24 protein-coding genes are annotated in these 24,022 nt (G+C 63.4%); 9 read left to right on the top strand and 15 right to left on the bottom strand.

The genetic code is table 11. The features are described from left to right. Positions 1 to 48 precede the first annotated feature (48 nt). Both JWS13_RS45505 and JWS13_RS45500 read left to right on the top strand, forming a co-directional pair. On the top strand, positions 49 to 474 hold the full coding sequence (locus tag JWS13_RS45505; RefSeq protein WP_241032191.1) for a glycosyltransferase: 426 nt from the start codon (positions 49 to 51) through the stop codon (positions 472 to 474). Next, positions 474 to 1,163, top strand: a complete 690-nt coding sequence (locus tag JWS13_RS45500; RefSeq protein ID WP_241032190.1) for a glycosyltransferase — start codon at positions 474 to 476, stop codon at positions 1,161 to 1,163. Before JWS13_RS45505 ends, JWS13_RS45500 begins: the two co-directional genes overlap by 1 nt. A gap of 62 nt (positions 1,164 to 1,225) precedes the next feature. Here JWS13_RS45500 and JWS13_RS14505 read toward each other — a convergent pair whose 3' ends face one another. Further along, positions 1,226 to 1,972 (bottom strand): alpha/beta hydrolase family protein, encoded by a 747-nt coding sequence (locus tag JWS13_RS14505; RefSeq protein ID WP_206006205.1) that lies wholly within the window; start codon positions 1,970 to 1,972, stop codon positions 1,226 to 1,228. A gap of 190 nt (positions 1,973 to 2,162) precedes the next feature. On the opposite strand from JWS13_RS14505, the gene JWS13_RS14500 reads away from it, so the two are divergent. After that, on the top strand, positions 2,163 to 2,534 hold the full coding sequence (locus tag JWS13_RS14500; RefSeq protein WP_206006203.1) for a hypothetical protein: 372 nt from the start codon (positions 2,163 to 2,165) through the stop codon (positions 2,532 to 2,534). 29 nt (positions 2,535 to 2,563) lie between these two features. Here JWS13_RS14500 and JWS13_RS14495 read toward each other — a convergent pair whose 3' ends face one another. Next, positions 2,564 to 2,866, bottom strand: coding sequence for a hypothetical protein (locus JWS13_RS14495; protein ID WP_206006201.1), 303 nt, complete (start codon positions 2,864 to 2,866; stop codon positions 2,564 to 2,566). A gap of 43 nt (positions 2,867 to 2,909) precedes the next feature. Further along, the gene (locus JWS13_RS14490) at positions 2,910 to 3,068 is read right to left on the bottom strand and encodes a hypothetical protein (protein ID WP_206006199.1); all 159 of its coding nucleotides are present in this window, start codon (positions 3,066 to 3,068) and stop codon (positions 2,910 to 2,912) included. A gap of 175 nt (positions 3,069 to 3,243) precedes the next feature. Here JWS13_RS14490 and JWS13_RS14485 point away from each other — a divergent pair, with 175 nt between their 5' ends. Then, a complete protein-coding gene (locus JWS13_RS14485) occupies positions 3,244 to 3,687 on the top strand; it encodes an SPW repeat protein (protein WP_087559713.1) in 444 nt (147 codons plus the stop codon). Between the two features lie 97 nt (positions 3,688 to 3,784). On the opposite strand, the gene JWS13_RS14480 is transcribed toward JWS13_RS14485, so the two are convergent. From JWS13_RS14480 to JWS13_RS14435, 10 genes are all read right to left on the bottom strand, one after another. Next, positions 3,785 to 4,975, bottom strand: a complete 1,191-nt coding sequence (locus JWS13_RS14480; RefSeq protein ID WP_124392013.1) for a TerC family protein — start codon at positions 4,973 to 4,975, stop codon at positions 3,785 to 3,787. Between the two features lie 124 nt (positions 4,976 to 5,099). Further along, positions 5,100 to 6,593, bottom strand: a complete 1,494-nt coding sequence (locus JWS13_RS14475; protein ID WP_206011594.1) for a gamma-aminobutyraldehyde dehydrogenase — start codon at positions 6,591 to 6,593, stop codon at positions 5,100 to 5,102. Beyond that, positions 6,590 to 7,975 (bottom strand): aspartate aminotransferase family protein, encoded by a 1,386-nt coding sequence (locus JWS13_RS14470; protein ID WP_206006197.1) that lies wholly within the window; start codon positions 7,973 to 7,975, stop codon positions 6,590 to 6,592. The genes JWS13_RS14475 and JWS13_RS14470 overlap by 4 nt, the downstream gene beginning before the upstream one ends. Next, entirely contained in the window at positions 7,972 to 8,433 is a 462-nt protein-coding gene (locus JWS13_RS14465; protein ID WP_124391986.1) for an Lrp/AsnC family transcriptional regulator, read from the bottom strand. The genes JWS13_RS14470 and JWS13_RS14465 overlap by 4 nt, the downstream gene beginning before the upstream one ends. An 86-nt stretch (positions 8,434 to 8,519) precedes the next feature. Then, a complete protein-coding gene (locus JWS13_RS14460; protein WP_206006195.1) occupies positions 8,520 to 10,046 on the bottom strand; it encodes an APC family permease in 1,527 nt (508 codons plus the stop codon). Between the two features lie 77 nt (positions 10,047 to 10,123). After that, positions 10,124 to 10,501, bottom strand: a complete 378-nt coding sequence (locus JWS13_RS14455; protein WP_206006193.1) for a cupin domain-containing protein — start codon at positions 10,499 to 10,501, stop codon at positions 10,124 to 10,126. Beyond that, positions 10,498 to 11,922, bottom strand: coding sequence for an NAD(P)/FAD-dependent oxidoreductase (locus JWS13_RS14450; RefSeq protein ID WP_206006191.1), 1,425 nt, complete (start codon positions 11,920 to 11,922; stop codon positions 10,498 to 10,500). The genes JWS13_RS14455 and JWS13_RS14450 overlap by 4 nt, the downstream gene beginning before the upstream one ends. A gap of 184 nt (positions 11,923 to 12,106) precedes the next feature. Further along, positions 12,107 to 13,561 carry a family 43 glycosylhydrolase gene (locus JWS13_RS14445; protein WP_206006189.1) on the bottom strand — a complete coding sequence of 485 codons (1,455 nt, stop codon included), beginning with the start codon at positions 13,559 to 13,561 and terminating at the stop codon, positions 12,107 to 12,109. A gap of 125 nt (positions 13,562 to 13,686) precedes the next feature. Continuing rightward, positions 13,687 to 14,118: a nitroreductase/quinone reductase family protein gene (locus JWS13_RS14440; RefSeq protein WP_206006187.1), complete on the bottom strand. Its 432-nt coding sequence runs from the start codon at positions 14,116 to 14,118 to the stop codon at positions 13,687 to 13,689. A gap of 47 nt (positions 14,119 to 14,165) precedes the next feature. Then, on the bottom strand, positions 14,166 to 15,971 hold the full coding sequence (locus tag JWS13_RS14435; protein ID WP_206006185.1) for an MFS transporter: 1,806 nt from the start codon (positions 15,969 to 15,971) through the stop codon (positions 14,166 to 14,168). Positions 15,972 to 16,329: 358 nt separating this feature from the next. Between JWS13_RS14435 and JWS13_RS14430 the strand changes: the two genes are divergently transcribed. Then, the gene (locus JWS13_RS14430) at positions 16,330 to 16,728 is read left to right on the top strand and encodes a hypothetical protein (RefSeq protein ID WP_206006183.1); all 399 of its coding nucleotides are present in this window, start codon (positions 16,330 to 16,332) and stop codon (positions 16,726 to 16,728) included. On the opposite strand, the gene JWS13_RS14425 is transcribed toward JWS13_RS14430, so the two are convergent. Continuing rightward, on the bottom strand, positions 16,712 to 17,215 hold the full coding sequence (locus tag JWS13_RS14425) for a hypothetical protein (protein ID WP_206006182.1): 504 nt from the start codon (positions 17,213 to 17,215) through the stop codon (positions 16,712 to 16,714). The two genes, JWS13_RS14430 and JWS13_RS14425, sit on opposite strands and share 17 nt — an antisense overlap. A 420-nt stretch (positions 17,216 to 17,635) precedes the next feature. Further along, positions 17,636 to 18,631, bottom strand: a complete 996-nt coding sequence (locus JWS13_RS14420; RefSeq protein ID WP_206006180.1) for a beta-1,6-N-acetylglucosaminyltransferase — start codon at positions 18,629 to 18,631, stop codon at positions 17,636 to 17,638. Between the two features lie 844 nt (positions 18,632 to 19,475). Here JWS13_RS14420 and JWS13_RS14415 point away from each other — a divergent pair. The 4 genes from JWS13_RS14415 to JWS13_RS14400 all read left to right on the top strand — a co-directional run bounded on the left by JWS13_RS14415 (position 19,476) and on the right by JWS13_RS14400 (position 23,996). Then, entirely contained in the window at positions 19,476 to 20,996 is a 1,521-nt protein-coding gene (locus JWS13_RS14415; protein ID WP_206006178.1) for a sugar transferase, read from the top strand. Between the two features lie 176 nt (positions 20,997 to 21,172). Next, entirely contained in the window at positions 21,173 to 21,931 is a 759-nt protein-coding gene (locus JWS13_RS14410; RefSeq protein WP_241032189.1) for a WecB/TagA/CpsF family glycosyltransferase, read from the top strand. 74 nt (positions 21,932 to 22,005) lie between these two features. Next, on the top strand, positions 22,006 to 23,100 hold the full coding sequence (locus JWS13_RS14405; protein ID WP_206006174.1) for a glycosyltransferase family 4 protein: 1,095 nt from the start codon (positions 22,006 to 22,008) through the stop codon (positions 23,098 to 23,100). Continuing rightward, on the top strand, positions 23,100 to 23,996 hold the full coding sequence (locus tag JWS13_RS14400) for a glycosyltransferase family 2 protein (protein ID WP_206006172.1): 897 nt from the start codon (positions 23,100 to 23,102) through the stop codon (positions 23,994 to 23,996). The genes JWS13_RS14405 and JWS13_RS14400 overlap by 1 nt, the downstream gene beginning before the upstream one ends. Positions 23,997 to 24,022 lie beyond the last annotated feature (26 nt).

Below are 24,022 nucleotides of genomic sequence, written 5' to 3'. Positions count from 1 at the left end.
TCCGAGCACGCTTTCCCGCTCACGTTCCCACTGGCCTGGAGGCACCGCATGGCACGCATCCTGTTCGTCACCTGGGACGGCGGCGGAAACGTGCCACCCGCTCTCGGCATCGCGACGGAGGCACGCAACCGCGGTCACCAGGTCCGATTTCTCGGACACGCCCAGCAACGCCGGCGGATCGAAAGTCATGGCTTCCCGTTCACGCCCTACACCCACGCACGACCCTGGCAGTCGACCACCAAACATCCCGGTGTCACTGGCTTGTACCAATCGCTTGCTGTCTTCACCGACGCCGGGCCCGGAATCGATCTGCTCGACACCGTCGCGCGCGAGCCAACAGACGTGGTCGTGGTCGATTGCCTGCTGTATGGAGCCCTGCAGGCCGCCGCCGACGCGCACCTGACGCGTGTGACGCTGGTGCACACCTACTACGAGTTCATGTATCGAGGTGTGACACGTGGTACGACGCCGTGATGGCCCGTCTGAAGGGTCTGCGGCCATTGAGGCTGTGGACGTCATCGGACCTCGCGCTGGTGACGACCGAGAAGGACCTTGATCCGGCCTCCCGCCGAAGCCTGCCCGCCTCCGTCCACTACACCGGGGTGGTGCAACATCCGATACCGTCCACGTTGACACCCGTGTCCGAACGCGATCCGCTGATCCTGGTCAGCCTCAGCAGTCTCAACTTCGACGGGCAACAGCGGGCCTTACGGAACATCGTCGAGGCGGTAGGTGGAATGCCCGCCCATACCGTTGTCACCACCGGACCGTCCGTCGACCCGGCAACCTTCTCGGCGGGCCCGAACACCGAAGTGCACGGCTACGTTCCGCACGATCAGATCTTGCCCACCGCCACCCTCGTTATCGGACACGGCGGCCACGACACCACTATGCGCGCCCTCGCGCACGACTTACCCTTGGTCATTTTGCCGATTCACCCGGCGCTCGATCAGAAGATGATCGGCCGCAGTCTGGAGCAGCGCGGCGTCGCTCGTTGTCTCCGCAAGACAGCCGCGCCCGAGCGCATCCGGTCGGCGGTCGGCGAGCTGCTCGTAGCCGGACCGCACAGGGTGACCGCAGCAACGCTGGGAGCGCGGATCCGCGCTCATGACGGTGCCGTTCATGCCGCGGACCTCATCGATCACCTGCCGATCCGAGAATGACGGAGGGGAGTGCGATGACGACGCAGCCCTCCCACTCCGAAGTCCCTCGGTGCGCCCGGGTGTCAGTCCGAGAGGCTGCCGACGCGATCGGCGAGTAGCTCGCAGTAGGTGCGGTCGGTGCCCGGGGCGGTCCGCACCCAGTAACTGGTGTGGTCGCCCCGGAACAGGTAACCGTTCACGTCATCGATGGCCTCGGAGTACTGCTGCCACACCGTCCACGGTCGCCACCAGTTCAGGATCACCGCCTGCCACCTTCTCGTACGGAGCCGGTCGAGGAGGTCCGCCACCCATGCCGCCGGGTCGGCGAGTGAGAATGCCGCCGACTGGTCCGCGAACGTGCGCAGCGGTGAGTTGCCCGGACAGCAGCAGATGGCATCCAGCGGGTCGGCGATCTGCCACACGGGCATCCTCGTGATCGGGCGCTGGCCCGCAATGCCCCAGCCGGGAAGGTCCGGGGATGCCGGCCGCAGCGGATCGGCGATCAGTCCGACCCCGCGCACGTCCAGGGTGGGGTGCTGCCCCCGTCCGACCTCGGCCGCCACGTTGCCGGCCAGCGCAGCGCCTCCTGAGTAGCCGAGCAGAACAACGGGATTCGGGTCATCGGCGATCATCCGTAACAGGAGTGTGCGTCCTTCGGACAGCGCCTTGTCGAACGCTGATCCGCCCGGATCGGGCACCGGCCCGTAACTCGCCTCCCACGGAACCTGTTTGACGACGAATCGTGCGCGGTTCAGGAGTTGCGTGGTGTTGGTGAGCATGTTGACGTCGACATCCTCGCCGATGCCGCGGCAGCACAGAACAGTGATCATGCAACCTCCCATGTGAGTGCCGATGCGCGCCCGAGGACACTTTCCCACTCACGTGCGGGGGTGTCCTCCGATCGGGGGACTCGAGATTCATCCGGTGTGTGGCCTGATCGTGGGACAGACGTGGGCGCCGGGTCGGGAGAGAGTTGTTCCGTACCGGGATCAGCCGTTCACGTGGACAGGAACTTTCGTCATGTCACCCATCTCCAGCATCGAGGTCGCCCGAGCCCGCCGGTCTCGTCGCGTGTTGTTCGTCGGCAATCCGACCCGCTACAACGACGTGTCACAGTGGGCGATGGTCCGGCAATGGGTGGCACTCCACGGCCTGGAACCGATCCGCGAACTCGACGGTGACGTGCTGTGCGTCATCGTCACCGAGGACATTCTCGACGGGCGCTGTTCCGCGAAGGAATCGGCTGCCGTCCAACACGCCCGCACACTGGGTGTGCCGTGCATCAGCGTCCACGACACCACCCGGATCTGGCAGGTCACGGCCCGTGTGCGGTCGCGGATTCGTGAGTCGGCGGCAGGGGCGCCTGCGGGAGCTCATCGGGGCGGCGCGTAAGGATCCAGCGGGGCCGCGGACGAGGTGCCTCAGTACCGCCTGTTGAGGAGTCGCCGGCGACGCTTCGGGCTCGGCTTCCACGCGCCGGCTTCGCGGAACCCCCACATCGCGATTCCGAGTGCGAGTGCCGACAGTAGGTCGGACACGGTCAAGCCGTGCGCCGAGTTCAGTCGCCACAGGATGGCGCCCTCGAGGGGACCGTTGCCGAAGATCCAGACCACCGCGGCGACGACGGTGGCGCCGGCGGTCAGGTGGGAGGGGCGTGCAAGGCACAGGGTGGTCGCCGCGAAGAGGAAGTTCATGAACACGAGGGGATAGAAGAGCGGCGCCATCCCGCTATTCTTCCAAGCTGCGCCGGGTGTGCGCACGGCGCGGTCAGGCAACCGTGCGGTCGGGAGGGTCGTTCTTGCTCGTCGCGTTCTCGGTGGCGGGCAGTTCGTGCAGATCTTTCTGCCGAATCGCTCGCCCGATGAGGATCGCGAGGGGTACCGACAGTGCTATCCACGCGAGCGCGACCCAGGCAATCCACCACACACTTCGAGTATGCCCGCCCCTGGAGGCCTGCCCAAGGTCCGCTGATCGTCGCCGTTCGTGGGGACTGGTCGGTAGTCGGGAATTCGGAAAAATTACCTGGTCACCGTTGGTTTGCCGTACGAAGTTCGGGGCACCCCCTGGATAGGGAATGGTTCTCTTTTCTAGGAGGTGGGTGATGACGACACCAGGCATGTCGATCGAGAGACACCCTGATATCGCCGAGTTGCGGGCTCGCTACGACCGAGTCTCGGAACAACCGATGACGCAGGTCACCGAGGGCCTGATGTTCATGGCGGGCCTCTACATGGCGGCGTCGCCGTGGATTGTCGGGTTCGCAAGCCAGTCTGGCCTGGCGACGTGCAACCTGCTGTCGGGTCTTGCGGTGGCACTGCTCGCGGTCGGTTTCACGTCGGCCTACTCACGCACGCACGGCATGGCGTTCGTCGCGCCGCTGCTCGGACTGTGGATGATCGTCAGCCCGTGGCTGGTCGTCGGAGTAACCACCACGGCGGGAATGATCTGGTCGAACGTGGTCTGCGGCATCATCGTGTGTCTGCTGGGTCTCGGTCTCACCGCCATGGGAATGGCGGACGGCGGCATGAGGATGAGAAGGAGGTAGACACGCACGTGCCCGCATGGGGATGGGGCACGAGCCGAAGAAGCGCCCGCCGGTATCGGTGGGCGCTTCGACTGCGTTCAGCTGGTTCTGCGTTCGGCTAGTTCTGTTTGAGGAACGCGTCGTGCTCGCCGTGGGCGCGTTTGATGAGGTCCAGGAGTGCGGTTTCCTCGCGGACCATCTTCTTGAATTTCGGGTCGAGCTTCTTGAGTTGTTCTTCCTCGTTGATCAATCTGTCGTACATGCGTTCGCGCTCGGCGAGGTCGGCGGTGTAGTCGAGGTCGAGGTAGTTGACGGCGTGCCGGCGGGCGCCGGCGATGGTGGACTGCGCCCTGCCCTTCTTACTGGCGAGCGACGCGATGACGGTGATTACGAGGATGCCGATGATGACACCGAGGGACACGAACGTGCTGATCTCGATGACGTCGACCGGTTCGCCGCTGTTGACGAACGGCAGGTTGTTCTCGTGCAGTGCATGCAGGATCAGCTTGACGCCGATGAACGCGAGGATTGCGGCGAGCCCGTACGACAGGTAGATGAGGCGGTCGAGGAGACCGTCGAGCAGGAAGTACAGCTGCCGCAGGCCCATCAGCGAGAACACGGTGGCGGTGAATACGACGAAGACGTTCTGGGTGAGGCCGAAGATTGCGGGGATGGAGTCGAGGGCGAAGAGGAGGTCGGTGCCGCCGATCGCCACCATCACCAGCAGCATCGGCGTCATCATCCGCTTGCCGTTCTCGACGGTGAACAGCTTGTCGCCGTCGTACTGCTCGGTGGTGTGGATGAATTTCTTCGCGATGCGGATGATGAAGTTGTCGGCCGAGTGCGAGTCCTCGGTCTCGGGCCGCAGCAGGTTGCCTGCGGTGATCAGAAGGATGAGGCCGAAGAAGTAGAACACCCACGCGAACGAGTTGATGAGCGCGGCGCCGAGGAAGATGAACCCCGTCCGGGCGAAGATCGAGAACACGATGCCGAACAGCAGGACTTTCTGCTGGTCTTCGCGCGGCACCCGGAAGCTGGACATGATGATGAGGAAGACGAAGAGGTTGTCGACGGACAGGGCCTTCTCCGTGACGTAACCGGCGAAGTACTCCGTGCCCATGTCGACGCCGCCGAAGATCAGGACGGCGACACCGAAGAGCAGCGCGAGTCCGACATAGATCGACGACCAGATCGCCGCTTCCTTCAGCGTCGGGATGTGCGCGTGCCGGACGTGGAAGAAGTAGTCGAACGCCAGCAGAGCAACGATCACCACGATCGTCAGAATCCAGGCGAAGGGAGTTACATGCACCATGTCTGCCTCTCCGTCGAAGCGGAACGCTCTGCTCGTCAGCGTAGTCCCGCACACGGCGCGACTTGGCAGAACCGGCGCGGTCGCCGGGACGGCATACACGCTGCCGCCCCGGTGACCGGGCTCAGTGTCGGTCGCCGAACACCGTCCGGTGCCAGTCCTTCCTGGCGGTTCCGGTGATGTCGGACATGACGTGCTTGACGTTGGTGTACTCGTCGAGCGAGTACGTCGACATGTCCTTGCCGTAACCGGACGCCTTGTACCCGCCGTGGGGCATTTCGCTGATGATCGGGATGTGGTCGTTGATCCACACGCAGCCCGCCGCGATGTCGCGGGAAGCGGTCTGCGCCCGGTACAGGTCCCGCGTCCACGCCGACGCCGCCAGCCCGAAGTCGGTGTCGTTGGCCAGCGCGATGCCGTCCGCATCGTTCTCGAACGGCAGGACGACGAGCACGGGGCCGAAGATCTCGCGCTGCACGATCTCGCTCGACTGGTCCGCACCCACGACGAGCGTCGGCTCGTAGTAGAAGCCGGACGCGAGGTCGCCGCCGGGGACGGCACCGCCGCGGACGATCTTCGCCCCGGTGTCGCGGGCGCGGTCGACGAACCCGGCGACGTGCTGCTGCTGTCGCCGCGACACCAACGGACCCATGTCGGTGCCGGGATCGGACGGGTCGCCGAGGCGGACGGTGTCCATGAGCGCGGCGACGCCGGCGACGAAGTCGTCGAACAGCGGACGCTGCACGTAAGCGCGGGTGGCCGCGGTGCAGTCCTGGCCCGAGTTGATGAGGGCACCGGCGACGGCGCCGTTGATCGCTGCGTCGAGGTCGGCGTCGTCGAACACCACGAACGGGGCCTTGCCGCCCAGTTCCAGGTGCAGTCGTTTGCCGGCCGCGGCGGCCGCGATCTGCCGTCCCACGGGAGTCGATCCGGTGAAGCTGACCATGCTCACGTCCCGGTGCGACACCAGCGCCGCCCCGGTGGTCGCGCCGCGGCCGGTGATCACGTTGACGACGCCGTCCGGCATCCCGGCGCGGGTCGCCGCCTCGGCGAACAGCAGCGACGTCAGGGGAGTGATCTCCGCGGGCTTGAGCACGATGGTGTTGCCGGCGGCGACGGCGGGCAGGATCTTCCACGCCGCCATCTGCAGCGGATAGTTCCACGGCGAGATCGACCCGATCACCCCGACGGGCTCCCGGCGGATGCTGGACGTGTGGTCGGGCGAGTACTCACCCGACGCCTTCCCCTCCAGATTCCGGGCCGCGCCGGCGAAGAACGACACGTTGTCGATCGAGCCGGGGACGTCGAACTCGGTCGACAACTTGATCGGCTTGCCGGTCTGCCGGGTTTCGGTGGACGCGAGGTCGTCGGACATCTCGGTGAGTTCGGCGGCCCACCGGGTGAGGACGGCGGAACGCTCACCAGGGCTGGTCGTCGACCACTGCGCGTAGGCGGCTTTCGCGGTGGCGACCGCGTCGTCGACGTCGCCGACCGAGGCCTCGGTGCGGGACGAAACCACCTCACCGGTGGCCGGATCGAGCACCTCGTACCGATCGTCCGCCGCGCCGTCCCGGTAGCGGCCGCCGACGTACAGCCCGGGAAGGTCCTGGTGGTTCACAGCAGCGTCCACGCTTCGGTGAGGACGCTGCGCAGGATGTTTTCGATTTCGTCGAATTCGGTTTGCCCGCAGATCAGTGGGGGTGCGAGTTGGATGACCGGGTCGCCGCGGTCGTCGGCGCGGCAGTACAGGCCGGCGTCGAACAGGGCGGTGGAGAGGAACCCGTGCAGGATCCGCTCGGCCTCGTCATCGCTGAAGGACTCCTTGGTGGTCTTGTCCTTGACCAGTTCGATGCCGTAGAAGAAGCCCTCCCCGCGTACGTCTCCGACCATCGGCAGATCGGTGAGTTTGTCGAGGGTGGCCCGGAACGCCGGCGCCTGCTCGGCGACGTGCGCGTTGAGGCCTTCGCGTTCGAAGATGTCCAGGTTCGCCAATGCGACCGCGGCGGAGACGGGGTGGCCGCCGAAGGTGTAGCCGTGCGCGAACATCGACGTCCCGTCCGCGAACGGTTCGAACAACCGGTCGGAGGCGATCATCGCCCCGATCGGGGAGTACCCCGACGTCAGGCCCTTGGCGCAGGTGATGATGTCGGGGACGTACCCGAAGTCCTCGCACGCGAACATCGACCCGATCCGCCCGAACGCGCAGATCACCTCGTCCGAGACGAGCAGCACGTCGTAGTCGTCGCAGATCTGCCGGACCCGTTCGAAGTAGCCGGGCGGCGGTGGGAAGCAGCCGCCGGCGTTCTGCACCGGTTCGAGGAAGACGGCGGCGACGGTGTCGGGTCCCTCGAATTCGATGGCCTCGGCGATCCGGTCGGCGGCCCAGATCCCGAATGCCTTCGGGTCGGCGCCGAGGGGGTCGGGGGCGCGGTAGATGTTGGTGTTCGGGACCCGGAACGCGCCGGGGGTCAAGGGTTCGAACGGGGCCTTGAGGGCGGGGATGCCGGTGATCGCCAGCGCGCCCTGGGGGGTGCCGTGGTAGGCGATGGAGCGGGAGATGACCTTGTGTTTGCCGGGTTTGCCGACCCGTTTGAAGTACTGTTTGGCCAGTTTCCAGGCGCTTTCGACGGCCTCGCCGCCGCCGGTGGTGAAGAACACCCGGTTCAGATCGCCGGGGGCGTAGCCGGCGAGGCGTTCGGCGAGTTCGATGGCCGGTTCGGTGGCGTAGGACCAGAGCGGGAAGAACGCGAGTTGTTCGGCCTGTTTGGCGGCGGCCTCGGCGAGCTCTTGGCGGCCGTGCCCGGCCTGGACGACGAACAGCCCGGACAGCCCGTCGAGGTAACTCTTCCCGGTGGAGTCGTAGATCCGGGCGCCGTCGCCGCGGGTGATGATCGGCGGGGTGATGTTCTCTCCGTGCCGGGAGAAATGCCCCCACAGGTGGCGGCGGGCGGACGCTTCGAGGTCCGCTGTAGTGCGCGAGGAGGTGGTTTCCGTAGTCATCGGGTTCCCCAATCATATTGCTGCTTGACAAGTTTCAGGTACACCATCGTCTCGGTGCCGAGCACGCCGGGAATGGTGCGAATCTCTTTGTTGAGCACGGTCAGGAGGTGGTCGTCGTTCTCGCACACGATCTCGGCCAGAATGTCGTAGGCGCCTGCCGTCAGCACGACGTAGTCGATGGCGTCGACGTCGGCGAGCCGGGCGGCGATCTCGGTGACGTCACCCGAGCAGCGGATCCCGACCATGGCCTGGCGGGAGAATCCCACTTGCACGGGGTCGGTGACCGCGACGATCTGGGTGACGCCGGTGTCGATCAGCTTCTGCACGCGTTGGCGTACAGCCGCTTCCGACAATCCGACGACCTTGCCGATGGCCGCGTACGACCGTCGTCCATCCTCTTGAAGTTGCTCGATGATCTGCTTGGACACGGGATCGAGAGACGCGGGCTGCTCAGACATGGTCGAATCCTCCCTTGCTCACTGTGTCGAAGACAATCGGCTCGGACATTGTGGAAACTATCGCCTCTTCCCGGTGGCTTCGGCGCTCATTGCTCGGGCACCTTCACTTCCGTGTCGGCGGTGAGGGTGCGTCCGCGGAAGAAGTTCTTGGACCCGGTGGCGAAACACACCAACATCAGGGGGATTCCGACGACCAGCATGCCGACGCCGAGAACGAACACACCACCGAACGGGCCGAACGCGGTGAATCCGTAGTCGGGACGCAGCATGTCGACGGCACTCTGAATGAAGGCCCACGTCATGCAGAGGGCACCGAGCAGCGGGAAGATGCCGCGCATGAACAGATTCCGGGTCGAGTCGAACAGGGTCCGCCGGAAGTACCAGACGCAGGCGTAGGCGGTGATCCCGTAATAGAAGGCCACCGCGAGCCCGAGCGAGGCCACCGAATCCTGCAACGCGTTGGAACTGGCGAACGACAGCACCAGGTAGAACAGCAGCGCCGCCGCCCCCATGACGAGGGTTCCGAAGCCGGGTGTCATGTATCGGGGGTGCACGGACGCGAACCGTTTCGGCAGCGCCTCGTAGACCGCCATCGACAGCGTTCCGCGCGCCGTCGGCAGGATGGTGGTCTGGGTGGAGGAGAGCGCGGAGATCGACACCGTCAGCAGCAGCAACGACGCGGCCACCGGCCCCGCGACCGGCCCGCCCAGGGTGGTCAGCACGTCGTCGACGTTCTCGGGGTTGTTCAGTCCGATCCCGGTGTCGCCGAACCCGGCGAACGACTGGACCGCGTATCCGACCAGCACGTACGTGGCCACGAGGATGACCGTCGTCAACACCGCGGCGCGGCCCGGCGTCCGCTCGGAATCCTTCGTCTCCTCACCCACGGCGAGGCAGGCGTCCCACCCCCAGTAGATGAAGATGCACAGGATGATCGCCTGCGCGGCACTCGACATCGAGACGCCGGTCGGGATGATCCAGTCGAGTTGCGGGGTGACCGCCTGCGGGCCGGCGGTGCCGCCGAACACCTTCGCCAACGCGAGGACGCTGACACCGATGAGGACGGCGAACTGCACGGCGATGAGGACGTTCTGCAGCCGTTCGCTGATGAGGATGCCGCGGAAACTGACGTACGTCATGGCCGCGATGAAGAAGCATCCCAGCAGCACCTTCGCGGCCAGCGATTCGGCCGCCGCGTGCAACCCGAGCACCTCGAACAGGTAGATCGCGGCGATCTCCGCGGTGTTGGCGAGGACGATGATCGCGGATACGGCGAGCCCCCACCCCGCCATCCAGCCGACCCACGGACCGAACGCCTTGGTGCCCCAGGTGAACGAGGTCCCGCAGTCCGGGGTGTCCCGATTCAGCTCGCGGTAGGCGAACGCCGTGAGCAGCATCGGAATGAAGGCGACGAGGAACATCGACGGTGCCTTCTCGCCGACCGCCAGTACGACGTATCCCAGCGTCGCGGCGAGGCTGTAGGCCGGTGCGACGGAGGACAGCCCGATCACCGTGTTGCCGATCAATCCCAGTGCGCCGCTGTTGAGCCCCTTCGCGGGGCCGAGCGGATCGGGGGTCTGGGTCTTCAAGGGTGGAGGTTCGGCAATGCTCAATTCATACTCCCTCGAGGTGTGGCTGTGGGTCTGAGTGCCCGGGCAGGTGTGATTAAGGGGTGCAGCGGTTTTCGGGGCTAGGGGGTCGGCGCGGCGAGGAATACCTTCCGCAGGGTGTCGCGCACGATCCACCGGGTCTTCTGACCGGCCCGCACGCGAACGACACTGCCGGGACCGAGGTCGAGATCCGGGGTGCCGTCCTCGAACTGCACGGTCGCGTCGCCGCTGAGCACCACGAACACCTCGTCGATCTCGACGTCGCACGAGACGCTGGGCTCGATCTCCCACATGCCGACGGTGACGCCGGCGAAGTCGCCGAGCACTCGTTCGCCGACCAGCGGCGCTCCCTCGCCGACGACCTGGTCGGCGGGCAGGCGGTGATAGGTGAGATCGGCGGTCCGAGCCGCGGTGTGGGGTCCGGAAAGCCAGGACTCGTCGGTGTGGACGGCGGTCACGAATCGAATCCCAGGCCGACGGCGTCGAGGGCCTTGAGGAAGACGTTCCGTCGGCCTTCGTTGTGGTCGGCGCGATCGAGCGACCAGCGGGTGGCGTTGATGCCCGCTGCCGCCAGCGGCTCCGGCGGGAAGGGGAGCGGCATGTCCTTCACCAGGGCCAACTCGGTCAGGGCCGTCTTCTCGCCGGCGACCTTGTCGAGCATGACGTTCGCCGCGAACCGTGAGGCGCCGACGCCGAGACCGGTGAAGCCGGCGGCGTAGGCGATGCGGCCCTTCGCGGCGGACCCGAAGAACGAGCAGAAGCGCGTCGACGTGTCGATGACGCCGCCCCACCGGTGCGTGAACTCGAGACCCTCGAGCTGGGGAAACGTGGTGAAGAAGTGCCGCGCGAGCGTCGCATGGGACTCGGGTCGGTCTTCGAGGTCGTGGTTCAGGCCGCGCCCGAAGTGGTAGATGGCGTCGTAGCCGCCCCAGAGGATCCTGTTGTCCCGGGTGAGCCGGTAGTAGTGGAACTGGTTGGACATGTCGGCGATGCCCTGCCGGGCAGACCATCCCACGTCCGCGAGCTGGGCGTCGGACAGCGGCTCGGTCATCAGGACGTAGTCGTACACCGGAACCGTGTGCAGCCGGTACCGCTTCAGCAGGGACGGAAAGGCGTTGGTTGCCAGGATCACTCGGTCCGCCGACAGGGTCGCGCGGGCCGTCCGGACGCCGACCCGGGACGACGAGCGGGATCGGACGAGATCGAGAACCTTGGTGTGCTCGTGGATTTCGACGCCGTGCTCCGCGCAGACCCGGCCGAGTTCGGTGGCGAGCTTGGCCGGATGCACCAGCGCGGTGGACGTCTTGTCCCACACCCCGGCCAGGTACGTCGGCGAGTTCACCTGCGCGCGCATCGCGGGCCCGTCCAGCACCGTGGTCGTGGCGCTCGGCGGGGTGCCGAGCGCTTCCTCGGCCTGGTAGTCGGCGATGGCGACCGAGATGGCGCCGTTCCGTTCGAAATCGCAGTCCAGGCCGAGGGTGTGGACCGTCTTCTCGATGGCGTCGAGGTTCTCGAGCCCGAGCGATTCGAGGGTGTCGATCTCCTCCGGCCAGCGCCGGCGGCCGTTCTCGCTGCCGTGGGTCAGGCTGGCCTCGACGAATCCGCCGTTGCGGCCGGATGCGGCCCACCCGATGGTCTCGCCCTCCACGAGGGCGACGGACAGTTCGGGGTGGCGTTGCTTGGCGAGGAGCGCACTCCAGAGTCCGGTGTATCCGCCGCCGACGACCACCAGGTCGTATGCGGCGTCGGCCGTGGCGGCCGGGTAGGTGGGGGTGTCGGCGACGTCCTCGATCCAGAACGGTGCCAACCGGGTGCGCCGGAGCGCATGGTCGACGACCGTGGCGTTCGGTGGTTGCTTCTCGAACACTGTCTGCAGCATGTAGCACCTTTGTCGATGGACTGACCGAAGGTGACGTGTGAGGCACGTCACCGTGACCCATCCTGACGCGGCGGCGCCACTATTTCAATAGCCAGCGACGAAATTTGTTACCGATTTCGTTGTGTATGTCAGTTTTGGGAACCGAATCGGTTGTCGAGATCGGCCGAAGCGGAACAGCTGGCCGTCAGCGCGCGAGCTTGCCGAGGTGCAGCGACACCGAGCGGACCGGGCTGATCCTCGCCTCGTCGCCGGTCTTGACGGCGTGGATCGTGCCGAATTCGACGGTCTCGTCGGGGTAGCTGCCCGCGAAGGCGTAGGCGTAGTAGGTGCCCGCGACCGCATCACCCGGGACCGTGTAGGTGATGGCCTCCTCGAGGACCTCGCCGGGTTGCAGGTCGACGTCGATCGGCCCGAAGAACGGATCACTCGTCCGGTTGTCGGGCGACACGGCGCTTACCCACACCTGGCCGGTGTACGGGCGATCGTCGGGTGCCTCGACGAGCATGGTGGCGTCGACGGTCCCGCCGTCCCCGGGCAGCGTCGTGTCGGAGTCGGCGCGCAGCGTGACCCGCACCGGCAGATCCGTGTCGGGGTTTGCCGGCCCGGTCGATGCGGGTGAACCGTCGCCGACCTCGGGCCAGCCGTTCGCCCAGACGATCCGGTCGATCATCCCTTCGCGGCGCCGGGCCCCGCTGGGCAGATCGCGGTTGTCGCGCGGAATGGCGTGGTACACGATCCAATCCGCGCCCGCGTCGTCGGAGACCACCGTGTTGTGGCCCGGTCCGGCCCACGGTTCGCTGCCGGCGAGGATGAGGGCGCCGCCACCGTCGTTGAGGTCCTGCCCTTTCCGGTCGAGGTACGGTCCGGTGAGCGATTCGGACCGGCCGACGAGGACGCGGTAGGCGGTGTCGGCGCCGTTGCAGCAGTTGCCGGCCGAGAGGAACAGGTAGTAGTAGCCGTCGTGGAATTCGACGTAGGGGCCTTCGAAGCGTTCGTCGGCGACGCGCACGGGTTCGCCGGCCGCCGCGGTGCCGTCCGCGCTGAGCGGGATGGCGTGGACGCCCTGGAAGTTGCCGACGAACATCGTCTTCGTCGTTCCGTCGTCCCACACGAACGGGTCGATGGTGCCGCCGACCCCGACGTCGTGGGCGCAGAAGACAGGCCGGCCGAGGTCGTTCCACGGTCCGGTGGGCCGATCCGCGGTGGCGAGACCGATGCACGGATTCGCGTCGTCGTAGAGCGAGTAGTAGAGGCTGTAGTGGCCGTCGGTTTCGAGGACGTTCGGTGCCCACGCCAACTTGCCGTCCGGATGCCACGCGGGCCGGTCGGGGAAGACGTCGCCGAGGTACATCCAGTCCATGAGGTCGGCGGATTTGAAGATCGACATGTTGTGCATGCCCTGGCCGTCGCCCCAGTCGTCGGCGGTCGTGTACATGTAGAACATGCCGTCGGAGGCGCGGACGACGCTCGGGTCGGCGGCCACCGGTTGCACGATGGCTTCGGCCGTCGCCGACGGTGCCGGCGCAAGCATGAGGACGAGCAGCGTCAGGGCCGCGGTGATCCACCCGCGCCGCGGCAGGTGCCGGGTGCGGGACGAGTGCAGCCGGGATTTGTGCAGCGCAGCATCGTCAGTGTTCACGTCGTTCCCCAAACCTCGCCTGCCCGGAATGCGCAAATCTATAAGGGTGAGGTCGAGGTTAAGGGCGGATCCGGCTCACAGCGCCGGACTGCAACCGAACCGTGTTCTGCCGGCGGTGACCGGTGTCAGGCTGTGGGTTCGAGCAGAACCAGGGGGATCTCGCGGTCCGTGCGCTTCTGATATCCGGCGTATCCCTTGTAGGCGGCGGTCACCTGAGGCCACAACCGGGCCCGCTCCTCGGGGTTTGCCACGCGGGCGCGCATGGACTGCGCGGGCTGCCCCTGGACCGACAGTTGGACCACCGGATTGGCCTGCAGGTTCAGGAACCATGCGGGGTGGCGGTCGTCGCCGCCGCGTGACGCCACGACGACGTGGGTGTCGCCCTCCGTCACCGGCACGGTGAGCATGACGGTGTGCACCTTCCCGGACTTGCGGCCGACGGTCGTCAACTCCACCGCCGGCATCTTGCCGAAACTCCGCCCGACCCGCCCGCCCGTGACGCGCAGGAGGACGCGATGTGCGGCATTCATGAACTTGAGCGCGCGGTCGGAAGGCATGCAATTCAGCGTAACGGGATCGGCGGCTGTGCGCCGCTGCCCACGAGTTACTGCCTGTCGTGGACGAGTTCGCTCGGGCCGATGCCGGCCTCGCCGGCGATTCCGGCGAGTTCTGCGCCGACCGACTCGTGCGGCTCGTCGGCGGTGGCCTCCTTCTGCGGGCCGGTGAGCAGTGAGGCGATTCCGCCGATCACGCACGCGACGATCGCGAACGCGAATGCCATCGCCAGACCGTCGGCGAACGGCCCCGAGATCAGCTGAGGGAAGAAGTCCAGGCCGGTCAGGTGGGCCTGCTGCTGCTCGCTGAGTGCGGACAGGTTCGGTCCGAGCAGTTCCTGGATCGGGTTGACGCCGAGGAACGCGGCGAACAGGACGGCAACGGCGGGCAGGTTCGCGATCTGGGTGGCCTGCGCCGCGGGCACCCCGTTCGCCATCAGGCCGTCGCTCATCGCCGCCGGAAGGTTGGAGCTGAGGCCGGCGATCATCAGACTGAAGAAGAATCCGATCGACAGCACCATCGCCGCGTTCTGGAAGGTCGTCATCATGCCCGCACCGACACCGCGTGCGTCGGCGGGAAGGCTGTTCATCACCTCTGCCCGGTTCGGCGCGGAGAACATGCCCATTCCGATGCCGTTGATCAGCAGAATCGCGGCGAAGGCCCAGTACTCGAAATCGACGGGCAGGGCGATCAGCAATGCGAAGGTTCCCGCAGTGACGAACATGCCGACGCTGGTGAACCACTTGGTGCCGAACCTGTCGGAGATGACTCCGGACACCGGCGCCGACATCAGGAATCCGATGGTCATCGGCAGCATGTAGATGCCCGCCCACAGCGGGGTGCGGCTGTAGTCGTAGCCGTGCTGCGGCAGCCAGATGCCCTGCAGCCAGATGATCAGGATGAACTGCAGTCCGCCGCGGCCGAGCGACGCGACCAGATTGGCGATGTTGCCCCAGGTGAACGACTTGATCTGGAACAGGTGCAGGTTGAACAGGGGATTCGCGACCCTGGTCTCGATGACGCAGAACGCCGCGAGCACGGCGCCGCCGCCGATGAGGCACCAGAGCACCAGCGGGCTGGTCCAGCCCATCGACGAGGAACCGTACGGCTGGATGCCGTAGGTGATGCCGACCAGGACGGCGATCAGTCCGACGGCGAACGAGATGTTCCCCCACCAGTCGATGTCGGCGTGTCGGCGGACGCCGGTGTCGCGGAGTTTCAGGTACGCCCAGATCGTGCCGACCAGGCCGAACGGGACGGAGACGAGGAAGATCAGATTCCAGTGGATCGGCGCGAGAATGCCGCCGATGAGCAGTCCGAGGAACGATCCGGAGATCGCGGCGACGCCGTTGATGCCGAGCGCGAGGCCACGCTGATCGGCGGGGAAGGCGTCGGTGAGGATCGCCGACGAGTTCGCCATCAGGAAGGCCCCACCCACACCCTGGACGACGCGCCACCCGATGAGCCACAGTGCGGCCTCGGAGCCGTCGAACCACGTCACGGCCAGGAAGATCGAGGCGATCGTGAAGACGGCGAACCCCATGTTGTACATCCGGGCGCGGCCGAACATGTCGCCGAGGCGTCCGAAGCTGACCACGAGCACGGCCGTCACCACGAGGAAGCCCATCATCATCCACAGCAAGTAGCTCGTGTTGCCGGGCTCGAGCGGGTTGAGGTGAATGCCCTTGAAGATGTCGGGGAGCGCGATCAGCACGATCGACGAGTTGATCGTGGCCACCAGCATGCCGAGGGTGGTGTTCGACAACGCAATCCACTTGTAGTGCGGGCCGAGTTCGTCGAGCGTCGTGGCGCGTTCATCGTTCGGGACGGCAGGTTCCTGCGTCTGCGAGACCAAGGAATTTCACCTCTCGGGCTTTCATAGTTTTCAAAAGTAAGTAAATGGAAGCAAAGTGTTCTGTTGTCGTGTGTGCACTTCTGGATGACATTCGGCCGACCGCGACATCCCTCGATCGGAGATGCCCGGTTTGTCTGTTATGTCAGTGTCGCTCAATCGGTTCCACCGAGCGACGTGAATCAACTTTGGATGATACGACGTCTCGATCCACCCCGCAGCCCCAGGCGCTGTGACGTCACCGTCGGCCGATCAGGGGACAACAGAATCATCCGATTCTCGGCCCGATCGGGGGACAGCCGAGGGGTCCGATCCGCGACAGGATGATGTGCATCCGGGGGCCGGCAACAGGATGAGGAAGATGTCGACGATTGCGAGCACGACCCTGGCCGAATTGGCATCCGAGTGGTGCACCGAGGCGGAGATTCAGGTACACCCATCGCCCGCGTCGGGAGGACGGAACGCGACGCGGAGCGTCTTGTTCATCGGCAACCCGTCCACCGTCACCGAGGTGACGCACTGGGCCGCCGTGCGGCACTGGACGGTGGAGCAGGGGCTCAAACCCGTCCGCGACTTCCGTGGCGACGTGGTGTGCGCGATCGTCACCGAGGCCGTTGCCGAGGGCACGTGCCCGTCGGCGGATGAGGCGGTCGTGCAGCGGGTGCGCGCCCGCGGTCTGGACTGTATCCCCGTCTACGACATCGAGCCGTGGGGGACCGCCCGGTTGTCCTGCGTGCGGCCGCCTACGACGGCTCCGTGAGCGCCCGCTGGGCGGCGGGCCAGAACTCGAATCCCGCAGTCATCAGCCCGCCGAGGCCGATGATGACCACGGCGGCGTCGACGCTCGTCCGCCCCTCTTTCGCCCAGTAGACGTCTTCGAGGTCCAGCAGCAGAGCCAATTCGTCGACGATGAGCGCGGTGCCGACGCCGTACGAGATCGGGACCGTCGGATGGCGGCGCTGCTTCTCCGACCCCCGAACCGCCACGGTCCCGACCGCGGCCAGCGCGGCGATCCCCAGGTTGTAATGGTGGAAATGGCGGCCGTGGAGACTCATCCCACCACCCGCCGGCCCGTGTCCGCGCCTGATCCAGTGGGTCAACGCCCGCACCCCGGCAAACGTCGCCGTGAACGCTGCCCACGATACGACCGCCGACTGCTCACTCGGATCGAGCTTCCTCCGCCACGCCGCACGCAGGCGGCGCCAACGACTGCGATGGGGTGCATTGTCGAGCTGCCCAATGGTCACGGCGTCAATCGTGCCACTTATATATGTGGTCCACCTGCAGTTTCGTTGGCTATTCGCATTGGGCAGTCGCCCCGCTTCGGCGCTTCGAATTCGGGCTGAAGCTCGGTGGCGGGAGGTGCCCGCGAAAATTGACCCGCCAGCTTCCGCTCCTTGGACGCTCGTCGGCGGGCATGGCATCCCGGATGCTGACGCGACGGGGAGCCGGGCCGGCGTGTCGGTCGATCATCACATAGATTTCAGATTTCATATCTGACCGAAAAATCGATGATTTCGGCAATGACCCGGCGATTCGTGGTTGGGGTGATTCATCCCCAATGCGTTGAAACTATTTTGAGGTGGGCGCCCAAGAATGGGGTTCGGAACAGCCGCGAGTACAAGCTGGAATGTTGTAACACCCACTGACCGCCGGGTTGGCAACCGCTAATCTTGGATAACCCCAGTGAATTCTGCGCCCGTGGCTGGTATTGCATTTGGCCACACTTCCTCACGGATTCTACTGATGAGATGCTCACTGTCGGCGGGAAACTTTCTCGCAAAGAGCGCTGGGCCAGCTAGATACCCTCGGTTTTCCATCAGTAGGGCGCCTGGTAGAGATAATTGGTCCACGTGCTGAGAGTCGATAATGCTTGGGCGGGGACCGGTTGGTCGATACCAATCAGCGAAGATGAGATTGCGGCGGACTTCCCGCATCTCGGGGCACTGTCCCAAGAGCGTGTGGAAGTAGAACTCGTCGGGTACGAACATGTGCCTGCAGAACCGGGTGAGCTTTTCAGCTGCCACCTGTTCGGCCATTAGCCACTGAAACGCGGCCCCCGTTAGCGCCCACCATTGAGACCCGCAGAAGAGACTCCGGCCATCGACTGCTCTCTTATACGGACGAGGGATCTTCATTTTGTTAATTGCGCGCGGGATCACGTTTCGGCGTTCTGACCGAGGGTCGTACTCCACGTAGAGGCGAGAAAGTCTCGTCAACGGTTTCTCCGCGACGGGAGATGGGAAAGGGAGGGAGTTGATGTACTGGATGCCGTTCCGAGCGTCCGGCAGGAACTTGCTTATCGAAGCCTGGCTCTGAAGTGGGTAGCTGTCGCCGCTGAGAAGTATGACGTAGTCGTCTGGTTCAACGACAGAGGACGCCGCGTGCATCAGGTTGAGTGTCGCCTGGACCAGACTCCAACCACCCCAGCGTACGTTCTCGCGCTTAGCGGTGAAATTGATTCCATCGACGCGGAAGAGTGATTCGTCAGCCTTCGCGTCGACGTGAGCGAAAATCGGTGAGCCGCCCTCGCCAAGTGCCGCAGTGTTTCGTTTGAAATGCGGCGCGTTGTGATGTGCTAGGACGAGATACACGATTTTCACGAGCGCTATGGTGCCACAGTGGATGCAGGGCGGCTTGACCCGCCCGGAATTGTCTGTCATGCCCCTGTATTCACGTCCGAGGGCCGAAGCATTCGCTGAATGCCTGCTCGATGCTGCAGCAGTGGATTGCGTGCGTCAGTCCTGAGGTGGGCAAGGCGAACACTCTCGAGTCATCGTCGACCGCGCCGTCCCATGAGCACGTGTTCCGTTGGTCGTGAGTCTTGCGCAGCCCACCACAGGTCGGCTCATCGGCCTCCTAGTGGTCGAACGTCTCAATTCCATCGATGGCAAACGGGATGCCGGACGACAGAAGTCGGCCAGGCGTTGCGGTGCGCCAGAGGATCCAACCCCACAGGGAAAGGCGCGGGCACGCAATCTCTCGCGGAGGGTGGCCGTACGTGATGGCGTGCGCGCGGGGCCTGACCTCGCCAGCGGCATCCGCACTGTCCTCTAGGCAGGGAAGGCACCTTCATTGTGGCTCACGCGGTTCCATTCCATCGGACTGTCAGACGGTGCATCGATTGCTTAGCGCTTCTGGGAATCGCACGAAACGGAGTTGAACAATCCGGCAAGCCTCGACGATTTGAACTGGGAGTAGCGACCGCGCAAAATACCGAATTCTTGTTCAGCATGCCAGGACCTTCGACCCTATTCTTGGCCCCCTGTGTGGTGTAAACAGTGTCATTCATTCGACGTATAGGGCTATGACCTGCGCAGGAACCTGTTCTCGCGGTTCGGCTATCGCTGTTGTGACTCTCGCCACTCCAGGTGTAACAAAGAAGGTTGAAGATGCGATCATCATCCCGGCAGCAATACAGGGGGGCGGTCGTCATCAACCGCCACACAGTCGCGAGACAGCAGCGCATGCCGACTCAAATTGGTACTTAGGTGGAAGGCACTAAAGGTGACGGCATTCGATGTGCCGTTCGATCCTGCGTCGGGTACGCCGGATGGAACGGTGGTCTCCTCGGAGACGGAAAAACTCGGGAGTCGTCGAGAGTGGCAGGCGGCGTACATACGACGACTGCGAATCTCGGACACCTTGGTGGTTGTCGCTGCTGTCGCATTGGCGCAGTGGATTCGCTTTGGCGACAGCGGTGTTCTGACTACAGGCGAAGCTATGCACAACCTCAGCTACACACTGGTGTCGGCTCTATTGGTGGTCGCGTGGCTGGTGACGCTGGTGATCTTCCGCACCCGAACGATCCGGGTTATCGGTAGCGGACCTGACGAGTACCGTCGAATTTTCGTTTCGACGGTCCGCCTCTTCGGATTCATTGCGATCCTGGCGCTCCTTTTCAGGCTCGATCTGGCACGCCTCTACCTGGCCATCGCGTTTCCCGTGGGCTTAGTGGCGTTGATGGCGAACCGCTGGGTGTGGCGTCAGGTGATCGCGTGCAAGCGTGCGCGTGGAGAATTCCAGACATCTGTCTTGGTGGTCGGCGGGGAACGTTCGGTGCGGAATCTCGCCGAATCGTTTGCTCGCGGAACTGCGGACGGCTATCGGGTGGTTGGCGTTTGCATCCCCGGTCATTCGGGCAGGCCTGGCGACATGATCACCGTAGGCGGCCGCCACATTCCCGTGCTCGGTAGTGAGCGCGACGTTGTCGAGTCACTGGAGTTCTGTCAGGCAGACACCGTGGCAGTTACCGCCACCGAGCACCTCGGTCATGACGGCATGCGGGACCTGGCGTGGGCGCTGGAGCCGCACCATGTCGACCTTGTTGTCGCACCTGGAATGATGGATGTGTCGGGACCGAGATTGTCGATGCGTCCTGTTGCCGGCCTTCCGCTGATCCACGTGGAAAAGCCGCAGTACCACGGTGCGCAGAGGTTTTCGAAACTGTCGTTCGACCTCTTGTTCGCGACGTTGGCGTTGGTAATGATCAGCCCGGTTCTGTTAGTAGTTGCCGTGGCGATCAAGCTGACCAGCAAAGGGCCTGTTTTCTACGAGTCCGAGCGGATGGGTCTGGACGGCACGCCGTTTCCGATGCTCAAGTTCCGGAGCATGGTGGTGGGCGCCGACAAGCAGGTGGCCGCGCTGATGCAGGTCAACGAGGGCTCCGGCGTGTTATTCAAGATTCGTGAGGACCCTCGAGTCACGACGGTCGGCCGCTTCATGCGCAAATTCAGCATCGACGAACTACCACAGTTCATTAACGTCCTTCGTCGCGAAATGAGCGTTGTCGGCCCACGGCCACCACTCCGCCGCGAAGTCGAGGCCTACGACGGGACTGTACGGCGCAGGCTTCTCGTGAAGCCGGGAATCACAGGCCTGTGGCAGGTAAGCGGTCGATCGGACTTGCCGTGGGAAGAGACTGTGCGGCTGGACCTCTCGTACGTGGAGAACTGGTCGATGATGGGCGATTTGCTAATTATTGGCAAAACGATCAAAGCAGTGATTGCTGGCGACGGCGCGTACTGAAGACCTACGCTTTTCAGGAGTCCGATTTCCACGTCTGGTCCTCCGTACTGTGCACCCGTGTTTATTAACGAAGAAGACGAGAGAATATGCAAATTCCTAGGTACGCGTCGACATCAGAAATTCCGCGCGTCGCGGTGGCCGGAATACCATTTGCCGCAACGTCATGCCAGGAAGCGGTGGCTGTCGTCCTGTCTGAAATTCGCCAGCCGAATCGTCAACACTATCCAATTCGCTTCTCCAATGCGTATTGTGTCGCACTTGCAAGCCGCGATCTCGGCTATCGCAGACAATTGCAAGATGCTGGTGTCAATTTCCCCGATGGAGCTCCTATTGCGTTGTATATGCAGAGAAATGGAGGCTCGGAATTTGCGCAATCGCTACGAGTTCGGGGTCCCTCATTCTTTGAACTCGCACTCAGGCGTGGTGTCGACGAAGGGGTCCGTCACTTTTTTCTCGGATCTACCACGGAAACGATGAATCGCCTAGTTGCTGCAGCGCATCAGCGAAATCCAGGAATCAAAATTGTGGGTACGTACGCGCCCCCTTTTGGTCCGGTCAGCGCTGAACTGTTGAACGAAGCGACCAAACGGATCGCAGATTCCAAACCCGATATCGTATGGGTTGGAATGGGCACCCCAAAGCAGGACTGGGTAACCGCGGAACTTTCTCGAATGACCTCAACCACCTGCGCGGGCGTAGGTGCTGCCTTCGACTTTCTAGCTGGGACAGTGCGCGAGGCGCCGCTTTGGATCCAACAATCAGGATTGGAGTGGCTATTCCGGTTGGCCATGGAACCTCGACGTCTTTGGAAGAGGTACCTAATAGGAAATTTCACCTTTGTCTATCACGCGGAGCGATACCTGCATCATGGCCGACGCCGAAGTTCTCAACGGGCCGCCATTGAGGCCGGCGTCGATAAGGAGGCACGAAGGTGAAGAGTCGCCTTGTACACGAGAGTTTCGCTGGGCTTCCATCCGCTGACCTAGTCGTCGTTGAGCACATAGACCCGTTGAAGATCGATCCGGGCGGCATTGACAGTTGCATCGTCGGTCAGATCAAGTACGCCGGCAAAAAGAAGATTTCAATTATTGGCATCACTTCAAGCAGCTCAATTCCGCTCGGAATATGGGGAACATGCCAAATTGGTGGAGTTGAAACGGCGTTTCTTCCCGTTGCCCGGTTTGCTCGATCCGAGAAAGGGGGCGTGCTAAATAAGGTGCCCCACTCGGTAAGGTTTGCTAGGGGACTGATCAGATACAGGAAGGTCATACCCGACCAACTGTGCCAAGCCCATCGCATCGAGACGGGAATGGTTCTGTCTGCTTTGCAGAGAAGGTATGTCCAGTTCTTACACAACGATTCCACGAATCTGGTAGGGAATAATTCAGATTCGAGATGGAAGAATCTAGGACCCCTGTACGCGATTGCCGAGAAAGTAGCGGTCCGCAATGCAGAAGGACTTGCCGTATTTAATCGCACCTATGGACAGCGCCTCCTTCGCGTTCGGTCCGGAGTGATGATTGCGCAAACTTGGTTTGATCCCGAATTATTCTTTACTAACCCACAACGGCCTGAACCGGAGCAGGGTGACATTCTCAGAGTCTGTTGGGTGGGGCGCTTCGAGCAGCAGAAAGATCCGCTTTTGGCGGTACAGACGCTGTTTGAACTTCGACAAGAAATCCCTAACGCGCGTATGACAATGATCGGCTCGGGGAGCCTGTACGACCTAGCAATCGAGCTAGCGCGCAAAATCGGAATTTCTGACGCGTTGGACGCTCGCGGTGCTCAAGCGCGTCCTGAGGTCGCGAAGGAAATGCGATCGCACGATGTCTTCCTAATCACTTCGCATTACGAGGGCTCACCGACGGTAGTAGTCGAGGCACAAGCGGCAGGTCTGCCTGTCGTTGCCACATTCGAGTCTGACCCCGACGAACTTCTCGAAGAAGGGACGAATGGCATACGTGTCAAGTCAAGGGATCCCAAAGTGTTGGCGCGCAAGATTGTGGAATCGCAACGCTATGATTCGGCAGAATGCAGTCGCGCAGTTTTGCATCGATCGGCGGAGGTAATTGTGCCCAAACTCCTTAGAATTGGAATAGGATAGTGGCTCCGATACGCGTATCAGCGGTAATCCCCACGGTTGGCAGACCGACTATCGCCGACGCAGTGATGTCTGCCCTAGCACAGGCCACGCCCGAGTTACTAATGGAAGTCGTAGTGAGTGTCGATGGAACGGATTCTGTGGCATCTGAAATTCGGAAGTCGCTTCCTTCATGCGTAAAAGTAATTTGCTCAAATCGCAAATCGAACGGTAATTCTGCTCGGAACCGGGGAATTCAGGCAGCCACTGGAAGTATTATCGCGCTTCTCGACGATGACGACCTGTGGGTAAAAGACAAGATCAGAAAGCAACTCGCAGCTTCACCAACTGACCATGATTCATGGGTTACTACAAGCGCCGTCGAGACATTTGGAAATTCAGTAAGGGAGCTCTGGCCGGTTCGTCCACCGAATAAGGACGAAGATATTGCAGATTACATGATGGTTAGAGAGCATATCCGATCCTTGCCAAAGTGGCTACAATCTTCGACCTGGTTGGGCCCGCGAGAAGTCTTTCTCAGGAATCCATTCGACGAAACTCTTAATATTCATCAGGATATTGACTGGATTGTTCGCAATAGGAACAATGTCGAGATCTTCTACGTTCCAGAAGCACTAACCCTCTACCGCACCGGGGCCGGCGCCACGATGTCGTCCCAATCGCGGATAACTGACAGCCTGAAGTGGGTACTGCAAAGCGATCTTGAGCTGTCAGCCCGGGCGCGACACGATTTTGCATTGTGCGTGTCGACGGTTTTTTCCTCGCGAAAAGGTGAGGTGGCCAAAACTATTCGGGCGATTAGGGTGCTACGTCAGCATGGATCACCAAGCATCTGCGCGCTAACTGTGTACTCTTTTCGGATTCTTACTGCGCTACTCAATAAGATGCGACAAAAGTAATGCAATACGAACCGACGCGAGACGCT

This window comes from Rhodococcus pseudokoreensis (genome assembly GCF_017068395.1).
Classification (GTDB): domain Bacteria; phylum Actinomycetota; class Actinomycetes; order Mycobacteriales; family Mycobacteriaceae; genus Rhodococcus_F; species Rhodococcus_F pseudokoreensis.
The sequence above is the reverse complement of the archived record's forward strand: the minus strand, read 5'-3'. Positions and strand labels throughout refer to the sequence as shown.